Source organism: Paenibacillus sp. FSL R5-0766 (genome assembly GCF_037971845.1).
In the GTDB taxonomy this organism is placed as follows: Bacteria; Bacillota; Bacilli; order Paenibacillales; family Paenibacillaceae; genus Paenibacillus.
Map to the genome: position 1 here is coordinate 3366059 of NZ_CP150227.1, position 13404 is coordinate 3379462.

General features: G+C 49.1%; 10 protein-coding genes. All 10 read left to right on the plus strand.

The genetic code is table 11. The features are described 5' to 3' along the window. The first annotated feature begins 9 nt into the window (after positions 1–9). The 10 genes from MKY66_RS14685 to MKY66_RS14730 all read left to right on the plus strand — a co-directional run bounded on the left by MKY66_RS14685 (position 10) and on the right by MKY66_RS14730 (position 13296). Positions 10–2907, plus strand: coding sequence for an extracellular solute-binding protein (locus MKY66_RS14685; protein ID WP_076212108.1), 2898 nt, complete (start codon positions 10–12; stop codon positions 2905–2907). A 19-nt stretch (positions 2908–2926) separates the two neighbouring features. Next, complete coding sequence (locus MKY66_RS14690) at positions 2927–3883, plus strand: sugar ABC transporter permease (RefSeq protein WP_036615906.1); 957 nt, start codon at positions 2927–2929, stop codon at positions 3881–3883. Between the two features lie 2 nt (positions 3884–3885). Next, entirely contained in the window at positions 3886–4761 is an 876-nt protein-coding gene (locus tag MKY66_RS14695) for a carbohydrate ABC transporter permease (RefSeq protein WP_026081082.1), read from the plus strand. A 15-nt stretch (positions 4762–4776) separates the two neighbouring features. Continuing rightward, positions 4777–6240: an NHL repeat-containing protein gene (locus tag MKY66_RS14700; RefSeq protein ID WP_076212109.1), complete on the plus strand. Its 1464-nt coding sequence runs from the start codon at positions 4777–4779 to the stop codon at positions 6238–6240. Next, positions 6224–6859, plus strand: a complete 636-nt coding sequence (locus MKY66_RS14705) for a YIP1 family protein (protein WP_076212110.1) — start codon at positions 6224–6226, stop codon at positions 6857–6859. The genes MKY66_RS14700 and MKY66_RS14705 overlap by 17 nt, the downstream gene beginning before the upstream one ends. Before the next feature lie 17 nt (positions 6860–6876). Further along, the gene (locus MKY66_RS14710) at positions 6877–9453 is read left to right on the plus strand and encodes a DUF5696 domain-containing protein (protein ID WP_076212111.1); all 2577 of its coding nucleotides are present in this window, start codon (positions 6877–6879) and stop codon (positions 9451–9453) included. Positions 9454–9506: 53 nt separating this feature from the next. Next, positions 9507–10352, plus strand: a complete 846-nt coding sequence (locus tag MKY66_RS14715) for a sugar ABC transporter permease (RefSeq protein ID WP_082219083.1) — start codon at positions 9507–9509, stop codon at positions 10350–10352. Positions 10353–10369: 17 nt separating this feature from the next. Further along, positions 10370–11317 carry a carbohydrate ABC transporter permease gene (locus tag MKY66_RS14720; RefSeq protein WP_036615897.1) on the plus strand — a complete coding sequence of 316 codons (948 nt, stop codon included), beginning with the start codon at positions 10370–10372 and terminating at the stop codon, positions 11315–11317. Between the two features lie 58 nt (positions 11318–11375). After that, positions 11376–11510 carry a hypothetical protein gene (locus MKY66_RS14725; protein WP_256704251.1) on the plus strand — a complete coding sequence of 45 codons (135 nt, stop codon included), beginning with the start codon at positions 11376–11378 and terminating at the stop codon, positions 11508–11510. Positions 11511–11592: 82 nt separating this feature from the next. Beyond that, the gene (locus MKY66_RS14730) at positions 11593–13296 is read left to right on the plus strand and encodes an RICIN domain-containing protein (RefSeq protein ID WP_076212112.1); all 1704 of its coding nucleotides are present in this window, start codon (positions 11593–11595) and stop codon (positions 13294–13296) included. Positions 13297–13404 lie beyond the last annotated feature (108 nt).

Consider the following 13404-nt stretch of genomic DNA (forward strand, 5'->3'; position numbering starts at 1 on the left):
CATTCAAACATGCGGTCACGTAAGAAAAAGGGACTAATCCTGGTGCTTGTCCTGGCCTTGGTGCTCTCCATATGGACACTATATCCATCGCGGGATCGTAATCCGGGAACGGTACATGCGCTTGAGGACTTTGAGGCGGTATCGGGAACCGAGGATTCATTCAGTTATGAGCATTATCTGACTGCTCATGACAATACGGCCAAACCGGATGAAGTTGTACGCATCGAAGGCGAATCTTATGTTCAGGCAGAGGATGGGGAATTCGAGGTTGTGCAAGGGTACGCCGGATTAGACGGAAATGCCGTAATTACGCCGGAAACTGGAACCATTCGCTGGGATGTTCCCGTTCAAGTGAGCGGTTTGTACAACATTCGCATTCACTATTATCCCGTAGAAGGCAAAAGCTCCGGGATCGAACGCAGGCTTGAGCTTAATGGTAAGGTCCCGTTCAGAGGGGCCGATATTCTTCTGTTTGACAGGGTATGGGGGAATCGCGAGGACAACGTCCGGCAGGACGATCGTGGCAACGAGCTTAGACCAAGACAAGTGGAGCAGCCCGAATGGCAGCTGACTTCCTTCAAGGACAGCGCAGGGTACTTCGAGGAACCGTTTCAATTTTATTTTGAAAAAGGCAGTCAGAAGTTATCGCTTACTTCATTAAGAGAAAGCATGGCAATCGATTATATCGAGCTGTACCAAGAAAGCGAAGTTCCTTCCTATGCAGAGCTGGAGCAGACCTATGCCTCACTCGGCTTGAAACAAGCCGCTCCTTTCATGTTGAAAGTTCAGGGGGAGGAAGCTGTCAGCAAATCATCTCCTACACTGGCACCAATCTCGGACAGATCAAGCCCTTCACTCGAGCCTTATAATGTATCGAAAATTCGGATGAACGCCATCGGGGGCATTAACTGGAAGCTGCCGGGCGAATGGATAGAATGGGAAATTGACGTACCTGAAGACGGACTGTATCAACTGGCGCTTAAGGTGAAGCAGGATCAATTGCGTGGCATCTATGCCACCCGCAGTCTGACGATAAACGGTGAGGTTCCGTTTAAGGAAATGAAACGCATTCGATTTAACTACAGCCCGGCCTGGCAAACTCAGGTCTTGGGTTCGGGAGAAGATCAGCCATATCAGTTTCATCTGGAAAAAGGAAAACACCGAATCCGAATGACGGTTACACTTGGCGACATAGCTCCGCTGCTTCGGACCGTGGAATCCAGCGTGCTGGAACTGAATGAGATGTATCGCAAAATATTAATGATCACCTCCAACAGTCCGGACCCACTGCGGGATTACCAGCTGGAACGACGTATTCCGGAGATGACGGAGGTGTTTGAACGACAAGCTGACACCTTGCGCTCCGTTGCAGATTACCTGGAAAAAGCCACGGGTGAGCAAAGTGACAAAGTGGCCGTACTTCACGCCATGGTATTGCAGCTTGAAGATATGGCGGCCAGACCAGAGACGGTTCCCAAACGGCTGGATACGTTCAAAATTAACGTAGGTGGTCTCGGCACATGGATTCTATCGGTACGTGAACAGCCGATTACGTTGGATTACCTTGTCGTATCTCCGCCGGGTGAATCGTTGCCAAAAGCGGAAGCGAGCACCGTCCAGCAGGTGAAGCACGAACTGGGCGCATATGTTGCCTCGTATACCGAAGATTACGACAGCATTGGTAACGTGGAACAAAAGAAAGATGCCATCACCGTATGGATCACAACCGGACGAGATCAGGCCCAAGTACTGAAAGGTATGATCGACGATTCGTTTACCCCGGATACGGATGTGTCCGTGCAGTTACGTCTCGTTCCGCCTAATATTTTGCTGCCCGCAACACTCTCGGGGGAAGGACCGGATGTAGCCATGCAGATGGGCGAAGACATTCCGGTGAACTATGCGATGAGGAATGCAACGGCGGATCTGAGCCAGTTCCCCGATTTCGAGGAAATTTCGGGCAGGTTCCGTGAAAGCGGATTGACGCCATACCGCTACAACGACGGGGTATATGCCCTTCCGGAGCAGCAGCATTTTCCAATGCTCTTTTACCGCAAAGATATTCTGAATGAACTGGGCCTCGAACCGCCAAAAACGTGGCAAGACGTATATAACGCCATCGCCGTGCTGCAGAAGCATAACATGGAGTTTTATCTGCCGATTGAGGATACGCTGAACAATGCCAACCTGGTTCCGAATTCAACCTTTGCGATGTTGTTGTATCAGAATGACGGAACGTTCTACACCGAAGACCAGAAAAAAAGTGCGCTGGATTCGGAGATTTCAATGGACGCGTTCAAACGCTGGACGCAATTTTATACCAATTACAAGTTTCCGCTCAAAGCCGACTTTCCGAACCGGTTCCGTACCGGGGAAATGCCGATCGGAATTGCTGATTACACCACGTATAACATGCTGACGGTTATGGCTCCGGAAATCCGCAATCTCTGGGACTTTACGATTGTTCCGGGTACACAGCTTCCGGATGGGTCCATACGGCATGAAGTGGCCAGCGCGACGAGCGCGGTGATGATGCTCGAAAATGCTGACAACAAGGAAGCGGCGTGGAAGTTCATGAAGTGGTGGACTGATGATCAGACCCAGATTGAATACGGGAGAGAAATGGAAGGTCTTATGGGAGCGGCTGCCCGTTACCCAACGGCCAATATCGAAGCCTTGAAGCAATTGCCTTGGCCTGTGAAGGATTATCAAAATCTCGAGAAACAATGGGAATGGGTACAGGGAATCCCGCAGCTTCCTGGAGGTTATTTCACGGGACGACATCTGGACAACGCCTTCCGCAAGGTGGTCAATGCAAATGAAAATCCGCGTGAAGCCTTATCGGACTATGTATTGTACATTGATGATGAAATTGAGTTGAAACGCAAGGAATTTAATCTGAAATAGAGGAAAGGGAGGGTAACGGTTGCAAGCTAAAACTACCAAGACAGCCGCCGCTCCTGCCGTCCATACCCGCCAGGTCGGCTGGTGGTCCCTATTGAAGCGGGATCTGTATCTCAGCAGGCATTATTATGTATTGATGGCACCGTTTATGCTGATTTTTTTCATGTTTACTGTCATTCCAGTCGGCATTTCACTTGGGCTCAGCTTTTTTCACTTCAATATGCTGGAGCTGCCGCGATTTGTCGGCTGGCAGAACTATTCCCGGCTTTTCCTGAACGATGACGTATTTCTGATCGCGCTCAAAAACACGCTGCTTTTTGCCGTAATTACAGGCCCTCTCAGTTATATAGCCTGCTTTTTGTTTGCGTGGATCATCAATGAGCTGTCTCCTAAAATTCGGGCGGTCATGACGCTGGTTTTCTATGCCCCATCCATATCGGGCAACGTCTTTTTCATCTGGCTGATCATCTTCTCGGGTGACAGCTACGGGTATATGAACGGCTTCCTGATGCGCCTTGGCGTCGTACTGGAACCGATCCAATGGCTCGCAGACGAGAAGTATGTACTGGCAATCGTCATTATTGTACAGCTGTGGCTGAGCCTGGGAACCAGCTTCCTGGCTTTTATTGCAGGACTGCAAACCATTGATCGTTCTCTGGTTGAAGCAGGAACCGTAGATGGGATCAAAAACCGCTGGCAGGAGCTCTGGTACATCACCTTGCCTTCGATGAGACCGCAGCTGATGTTTGGTGCGGTAATGCAGATTACCGCTTCCTTCGCCGTAGCTGAGATTTCCATCGCACTGGCAGGTTTCCCGAGCGTAAACTATGCGGCACACACAGTTGTCACACATCTGATGGACTTCGGAACCATTCGTTTCGAGATGGGGTATGCCTCGGCCATTGCAACGGTCCTGTTTGCCCTGATGCTCGGTACAAACGTTTTCACGCAAAAAATGCTTAGAAAGATAGGTGAATGACGATGACCAGCAAAGTACGTGCCGTGTTTGGCATGCCAAAAAGGCTTAATCGGTCATTTACCGTCAGCCTGATGTTATTTGCATTGCTGGGCGTGTTCGGCTCCTTTATGGTGCTTCCGCTCATCTATGCTGTCAACAATGCATTCAAGCCGCTGGATGAGCTGTTTATTTTCCCGCCGCGCTTCTGGGTGAACAATCCGACAACGGAGAATTTTGCCGATCTGATCAATCTCATGGGTAATTCGTGGGTGCCGTTATCCCGCTATATTGCCAACACATTGCTCATTACGATACTTGGCACAGCGGGGCATATCCTGCTTGCATCTGCAGCAGCTTATCCGCTGGCGAAATATCGTTTTCCGGGTTCCAAAGTGTTGTTTACCATTGTCATTCTGTCCCTGATGTTCTCGCCGCATGTTACGGCGATTCCGAACTACATGGTCATGTCCTGGCTTGGCTGGATTAACACTCATGCCTCCATTATTGTGCCATCACTTGCATTCTCGCTGGGACTTTTCCTGATGAAACAGTTCATGGAGCAGATTCCCGATGCTTTGCTGGAGGCAGCCAAAATCGACGGGGCCAATGAATATCGGATATTCTGGAGCATCGTGATGCCCAATGTGAAGCCGGCATGGCTTACGCTCATGATCCTGCAGTTTCCAGCGTTATGGGGAACGGATGGCGGGAGTTTCATTTACAGTGAAAATCTCAAAACGCTGCATTATGCGCTCAGTCAGATTGTGCAGGGAGGGATTGCAAGAGCTGGTGTAGGTGCGGCTGTTGCTTTGCTGCTGATGATCGTACCGATCACTCTGTTTATCATCTCTCAGAGCAGTGTTATGCAGACGATGGCCACTTCGGGCATGAAAGAGTAGAAAGGAGGCAGCGAGGTGCGGAGAAGCACATGGAACAAACGTAAATCGATCATCATGGGCATGATCTGCCTCCTGTTGTTCGTTCAAGAGGCGCCCTATGTGAATGCAGACGGTAAAACGGATGCGTATCATTATTCCTTCTGGGGTGACGCAGTTCCTTCACCCGCGGCATATGAGGCAACAACCATTATCACCGGCAAGAAGTTGAACACAACTCCGATGAAAGAGCCAAGCGACATGCATGTTACCGCCAATCAGCACGTCTTTGTGCTCGATTCGGGCAATGGCCGCATCATTGAGATGGATCGCAACTTCAAGCTGGTACGGACGATTGATTCATTTGAGCAGGAAGGCAAGGAAGATCATTTTAAAAATCCACAGGGATTGTACGTCACGGAAAAAGGCCATCTGCTGGTCGCTGATTCGGATAATCACCGGGTGGTGCATCTGGATGAACAGGGGAAGCTGGTCAAGATCGTGTCTGAACCAAAATCGGATCTGTTAAAAGCAGACTTCCAGTTTAAACCGATGCGGATTGTTATGGACAAAGGGGAGCGTATCTACGTCATGGCCGAAGGCGTATTTGATGGATTCATGGAGTTCAGCGCCGACGGTACATTCTCTTCCTTCATTGGAGCGAACAGAGTTCAGGTGGACCCGGTGGAGTATCTGTGGAAACGGTTTGCAACACGGGAGCAGCGGAGCCAGATGGTGATGTTCACTCCAACGGAATTTACCAATCTGGATATGGATGAAGAGGGCTTCATCTACGCCACTAGCGGGGATCGCGGCAAAGATCCGGTCAAGAAGTTGAATGCCCAGGGTACAGACATTTTGCGCAGAGAAGGCTATCAGACCCCGCAGGGGGATTTGCTGTATACCCAGGAAGCAGGGCCATCCCGCCTGATTGATGTGGATGTGGGTGACAGTGACATGTATTCCGTACTGGATTCCAGCAAGGGCCGAATCTTCACCTACAATGGAGACGGATACCTGCTCCATATTTATGGCGGCATTGGAAACCGCCTGGGCCAGTTTAATACACCTGTTGCCCTGGAACGTGCGGGAGACCGAATGTTAGTTCTGGATAAAGCGCTGGGTGAAATCACCGTCTTTCAAACAACTGAATACGGACGTACTCTCCACGAAGCGGTGCGCAGCTACTATAACGGTGATGAAGATCAATCTTCGGTGCTGTTTGCCCAAGCTGCCGAGATGAACGCTAACTTGGAATATGCGTATGCGGGAATTGGCAAAGCATTGCTTCGTCAGAAGGAATACGCCGAGTCTGCGAAATATTTCAAGCGCAGCATGGAGCCCAAAGGGTATTCCAAAGCTTTTCTTTTGTACCGCAAAGAGCTGATGCGTGAGCATTTTTCATGGATGATGTCCGGTATATTCCTGGCTGTCGCTGCGATTGTCACCGTCATCATCGTTCGCAGGCAGAAAAGGAGGACTACGAATGCAGGCATCAAGTAAGCAACTATACCAGTACCCGCTGCATCTGATTTTTCATCCGTTTGATGGATACTGGGAAATGAAATATGAACGGAACCAGAGAAACTCACTGCTGATTGCTTTCATGATCCTGATGCTTCTGGTCATCACCAAAATTTTGCATGCCCAGTACAGCGGTTTTCTCATTAATCTCAGTAATCCAAAGTACCTGAACAGTCTGCTCGAAATGTTATATGTCATTATACCGGTACTGTTTTGGTGTGTGGCTAACTGGTCGTTAACCACATTGATGGACGGGGAAGGCAAGTTCTCCGAAATTTTCATGTCAACATGTTTTGCACTGGTACCGTTGTTCCTCATTCATTTCCCATGGATCTGGTTGAGTCTTGTGATCTCACAGCAGGAAACTGCCTTTTATTATTTCTCCAATGCACTCGCCGTTGTGTGGACGGTATATCTGTTATTTGTGGGGAATATGACGGTTCATCAGTACACACCAGCCAAAACGGTGCTCACGATGCTGCTGACACTTGTAGCGATGGCGTTTATGGCATTTCTGTGCCTGTTATTCTTCAGTCTTGTACAGCAGATTGTATCGTTTGTCGTAACCATCTATCAGGAATTAGTGCTTCGGGGCTAAGGGAGGAGGAAATTGTTATGAATTATACCGTAGCCAAAAAAATAACAGGAATGCTGCTCGCGGGCAGTTTGCTTCTGGGCGGTTGTCAATTCTCGCCAACACCGCTCGCTCACGAGACAGTGACTGCCGCTGATCAGACGGACTTTCCCTCCCTGCCTCCCGGAGAGAAACTGAAATCATCGTTCAGCGATGTCCGCCTTCCCGGCATGGTAGGTATTGCGCAGAATGCTGCGCTGCAGTTGTTCATTAACGAAGAGACTGCCGAGATTGCAGTGATTCACACGCAGAGCGGGCAGATCTGGCGCAGCAATCCTGCAGATCGTGAGCAGGATGGGGTTGCTGCCGGGATAAACAAAGACCTTTTGTCATCACAGACAAAGCTCAGCTTCTTCAACAGCCTCGGACAGAGCAGCACCGTGAATTCCTTCACGGATAGTGTTGCACACAAGCAGATAAGCTACGAGGTGCTGCCAAGCGGCGTGCGGGTCCACTACCAGTTTGGAAGCACTGAGCGATCCATAGAAGACTTGCCGATGAAGATCAGCAAGGAGCGATTTGAACAAAGGCTGCTTGCACAGCTAGACAAGGCCGGGCAACGGGCCTTGAAGGTCGGCTATGCGGAAGACAAGGATGAAGGCGCTTACGTCCGGATTGATAAGGCGATGCAAGGATTGCAATTGTCCCGGGCCTTGAAGGCTTTTGACACAGCCGGTTACACATCGGAGGATCTGGCTCAGGATCATGCCGAGTTTGGCATTGAAGAGGAACGAAGTGGACCACGGCTGTTTATGCTTACGATGGAATATGAGCTGGATGGAGAGGATCTGCTTGTACGTGTTCCGTCCTCAGGCATTCATTTTCCGGAGGAATATCCGATCAACAGCATATCTGTAATGGATTATTTCGGGGCTGGGGGTTCAGAAGAAGAGGGCTCCATACTGGTGCCGGATGGTTCGGGAGCGCTGATCCATTTTAACAATGGCAAGCTGCAGTATCCTGCCTATCAACAAGATATATACGGACCGGATATGACCATGAAACTGCGGGAAGCAAGTTCGAATGAAGCCAGAGCCAGGTTGCCGGTATTTGGACTGATTCGGAAAGAGGGAGCTTTTCTGGGCATTATTGAAGAAGGGGATGCCGTTGCAGTTGTGAATGCCGATATCAGCGGCAAACTGAACAGTTACAACAACGTATATCCAAGCTTCTATGTAGTGAACAAGAGCGATGTGACGCTTCAGGCAAGTGATATGGTTCGTACACTTCCGAAATTCCAGAAGAAACCGACTGTGTCCGACTTCGTCGTTCGATATGCTTTTGTGGGGGCGGATAAAGCCTCGTACTCAGGGCTTGCATCTCTCTATCGGGATTATCTGATGCAAAACGGCGGACTTCCCGAGTTAAACGCCAGCAAAGAGCAGAGTAACGTTCCCTTTTATCTGCAACTGTTCGGTGGCATGACAACAAGGCAGCATATGCTGGGCATACCGTATGATTCAACAGAGGCTTTGACCACATTTGATGAAGCCAAAAACATTCTCTCCGCCTTGACGGAGAAGAAGGTATCCAATATTCAGGTGCGCTATGCGGGATGGCTTAACGGCGGACTTCATCATCGACTGCCGGATTCCATCCAAGTAGATGGCGCGGTAGGCGGGAAAAAGGGATTGCGGGATTTCAGCACATACACACAAGAAGCGGGCATCGGCTTCTATCCCGATATCGCTCTGCTGAATGTGCAATCCAAAAAAGGGTTTAAACCGTCCAAAGAAGCTTCACGCACATTAACTCAGGAACCGGCGGTCTTGTATCCGATGAACCAGGCCATCCAGCGGCGGGACCGGGATCGTTCACCATCCTATGTGCTTTCGCCCAACATGCTGGAGGACGTAACGGCAGACATGTTAGATGAGCTGAGGTCCCTTCAAAAGGATGGACTGTCACTAAGCTTGAATGATCTGGCAGCTCAGTTAAACAGCGATATGAATCCGAAAAAGCTGGTGGACCGAACACAAGCGCTTGGCTCCGTAAAGAAGGCACTTGAACAGATCGGGCAGCAGGCTGGCTCGCTTGTCGCTGAAGGCGGGAACGCTTATGCCCTGCCGTATGTAACTGGTCTGACAGATGCGCCGATGACCAGCAGTCGTTTCAAGCTGGAGGATGAAGAGATTCCGTTCTATCAGCTCGTTGTACACGGCAGCATCGGTTATACGGGTACGCCATACAATCTCTCCACATTTACCAATGCAAGGCAATATGTGCTGAAGCTGATTGAATATGGAGCCAGTCCTTACTTTGCATGGTTCAATGCGCCAAACCATGTTGTGAAAGAAACGGATTATGATGATCTCTACGCGGCGAATTATGAACAATGGATCGATCTGGCTGCCGAGATCTACAACGAGGTGAACCAGGTGAACCAACCATTTGCCGGACGTTCCATGATATCTCATGAATCCCTGGAGGAGGGCGTCTTCCGGACAACATATGAAGGTGGCGGGTTCGTAATCGTCAATTATAACGACTTCCCTGTTGAAGTTGACAACGATACAGTGGAAGCCCAAAGCTATGTGACTGGTGGTGAGCAGCTCTGAAGACGCTCCTGAAATGGAAATGGGGAAGTCGTACGTATGCTCAGCAGAAAGCCATGTGGGGCGTAATCTACGTGCTTCCCTGGCTCATTGGTTTTGTGTTGTTTTTCTTCATTCCGCTGTTAGCCTCTCTGCGATACAGCATGAGTACAATTCAAGCTAACGCGGAAGGCATAGCGATTCAATTCAACGGGGTTGCCAATTATATTCAGGCGCTGACCGTCAATACAAGCTTTAACCGTGCGTTAATTGAGGCGATCACAGACGTGCTCATCAACGTACCGCTTATCGTTATATTCAGTCTGTTCCTTGCCGTCATCCTGAATCAGAAGTTCAGGGGCCGGGCTGTAGCTCGGTCGATCTTTTTCCTGCCCGTTATTCTGGCATCGGGAGTGATTATGACACTGGAGAGCACCAGCCTGATTGAAGCGGTTAATCAGAGCAGCACAGGTGGAAGCTCACTCGGGACATTTGAACTCGAAAATCTGATGGTTAACGCCGGAGTGAGCGATTGGATCGTTACGTATCTGAGCAGCGCCGTAGATCGGATCTATCAGATCGTCAGTCAATCCGGTGTACAGATTTTGATCTTTTTGGCAGGGATCCAGACAATTTCCCCTCAACTGTATGAGGCTTCGAAGATGGAAGGGGCGACGGGTTATGAAGCCTTCTGGAAAATTACGTTCCCGATGGTCAGCCCGCTTATTTTTGTCAATGCGATCTATACGATCATTGATTCGTTTGCCAATAACGCCATGACGGAACTGATCCGGGATACCGGCTTCGTCAAATTTGACTTTGGATTAAGTTCTGCCATGGCATGGGTTTACTTTCTGGCCATTGCCATCATTCTGGTTATCGTAAACATCATTTTCTCGAAGCGAGTCTTCTATCAAGATTAGAAAGGAGGGTGTCCCACGTGACAACATCACGATTATTATCGCTGGAGCATTGGAAAGGCTGGCTGTGGGCCATGATCCGATTCGTTCTGATTACCGGGCTTTCCTTCGTTATCCTGTTTCCCATATTTCAGAAGGTTTCCACATCCATCAAAGCTAAAGGTGATCTGTATTCGGCAGTGGTGGTGTGGATTCCACAGAACTTCTCCATCGACAATTTTAAAGAGGCGATACGCGTAATGGATTACTGGGCAACGCTGTTTAATACGTTTGCCCTGTCTGCAACGACTACACTGCTGACTACAGCATCCTGTGCACTTGCAGGATACGGATTCGCCAGACTGAAATTCAGGGGAAGCAACTGGCTGTTTGCTGGTGTAATTCTGACGATTCTTGTACCACCAACGACCATTCTCATTCCGGTATACCTGAATCTGAAAAGCTTTGATCTCATGGGGCTTATGACGCTTATAGCCGGTAAACCTGTTAATTTGCTTAATACCTATTGGCCGTTTATTCTGACGGCGATTACGGCCAATTCACTTAAGGCCGGTTTGTACATCTTTATCTTCCGGCAATTTTTCAGAGGTATTCCGAAGGAAGTGGAGGAGGCGGCCTATGTAGACGGCGCGGGCATCGGACGAACATTTTCAAGAATCATGCTGCCCAATGCCATTCCGTCCATGGTAACAGTCATGCTGTTTTCCTTCGTATGGCAGTGGAACGACAGCTTCTATACAACGACTTATCTGACTTCAAGTAAAGTCATGTCGACTCAGTTATCGTCCCTTCCGTATAATCTGGCCCAGCAGGTTACTGACGGTGCAGCTTCCCAAGCCGATCCGTTCTATCTGAGTATGATCCAGGATACAGGAATTCTTCTTGCCATTCTGCCTTTGATCATCATCTATTTGTTTGTGCAACGATATTTCGTAGAGAGTGTAGAGCGTACGGGAATCGTAGGTTAAGTTAAGTTCTTCTGTACGTTTGGAGTGGGATCAGACTGGAAGAGGGAGGAGGAACTTCATGCAACATTCCATCTGTGAAAAGGGGGCATGTAACGATCTCATGAACGTCTGCTCACAGCAGAACCGCGATCCTTCCCTGCGCAGGATCCCCCTGCTGGTGTGGAACGGGCTGCGGGAGCGGGCGCCGACCTGAGCGATCTGTTTGATCAGAGATACTCTGACGGAGCTTACCTCGCATTATTGCAAGGCAATATATCAGATCAGGAGGAATTAAAGTGAAGAAGTTCATGACATCTTGTAAACTTGTACTCATTCTGGCTTTATTGATCACAATTACTCCATGGGGAGGCAGCCGTGCCGAAGCATGGGTGGGCATGCCGATGGGCAAGCTTCACGTAAACGGCAAAAACCTGGTGAACAGCAACAACCAGCCTGTGCTACTGAACGGTTGGCATCAACCCACAGGTGCCTACTGGACATATCAGGACAGCAATTATTATCTCAATCTGCACGGCAATAACCGTCATGCAGCTACACTGGCTTATCTGAAAGACATTACCGATACTTTTGCTGACACCAGCGCGAAGTACGGAAGCAACCATGGCTGGAATATGAATCAGGTACGTCTGTTCATCGATCGTCAGGACATGGGAGATGTGGCTGCTGGTACATATAACTTTGCCGGTGTGCAGACCGTTACGCAAAATGTAATTATTCCGTACATTCAATATGCCAAAACAAAAGGTGTCTATGTTGTCCTGGGACTGGACTTCACATTGAAGGATGATCAGGCAACAACACCTGCCAACCTGCAAAAATTCAACGAAATCTGGGGTTATCTCGCTTCACGCCCGGAGATCAAAAGTGCAGACAACGTTCACTTCGAACTGGTCAACGAACCGGTGAAATCCTATGCCAATGGACATTGGGGTGGATACAACGGGGAAAATGACTTTGTGGATCACTGGAATGACTTGCGTAATTTCCAAAATTCCATGATTTCAACAATTCGCAGCAAAGGTGCGGACAATGTCATCTGGGCGGCAGGTCTGGGATACAACCAATTTTACAGCTTGACGGCAAGCCATCCATTGACTGATCCGCTCAATAACTATGGATATGCGGTTCACTGGTACCCTGGTTATGGCGCATATGACAACTTCTCTATCCTGCAAGATCAGTGGAATACCAACGTGAAGGCAGCCGCTGACAAATATCCGATTAATATTACCGAGGTAACCTGGTTCAAAAACAAACCTGGCGATTCGGCCTATTGGAACTTGTTTAATGGCAGCAATGAAGGGTTTGGCACCAATACCAAAACGATCTTCAACGCAGCAGGCAATGTCAGCATTGCAGCTCATATGAACGGATTCATTCTAAGTGAAGGACCACGAAGCTCCTTTGCCGACCCAACGGCTGGGCTGAAATGGGATGGAGATGCTTCACGGAGTGCCATGGGACGATTCCTGTTTAACTGGTACCATGAACGTGCTCAGACTTACCCTGGCAGTGGACCAGGTGGACCAACAACAGGTCTTGTATCCGGTGCAACCTATAAAATTGTAGCCCGGCATTCCAACAAGGTTATTGATGTCCCAGGTGGTCTAAACGAAAATAATCTTCAGCTCCAGCAGTGGAGTGATCTGGGCGGTAACCCTCAGAAGTGGGTTCTGACTTCGATCGGTAACGGCAACTATACACTGACAAGTGTGAACTCGCCGGACAAAGTCATCGACATTCGCAACGGTACCAACACCAATGGGGAAGTGGTCCAGCTCATGAGCAATCTGAACACAACTGCTCAGCATTTTAAGGTCAACGATCTTGGTAACGGGTACTGGAGTATCATCAACGTGAACAGCAATAAAGCGATTGAAGTGGCAAACGCTTCCACTTCGGATGGAGCCAAGCTGCAGCAGAACACCTACACGGGTGCTACAAACCAACAATGGAAATTTGTAGCCGTTAGCAACTAATAGCACAACGTTAAACAAAACCTCCCCAAGTCATTTCATGTCTTGGGGAGGTTTTTTGCGTTTATTACTGATACTTTGAGAATGAGCCCATGCGAAGGTAAAATACAA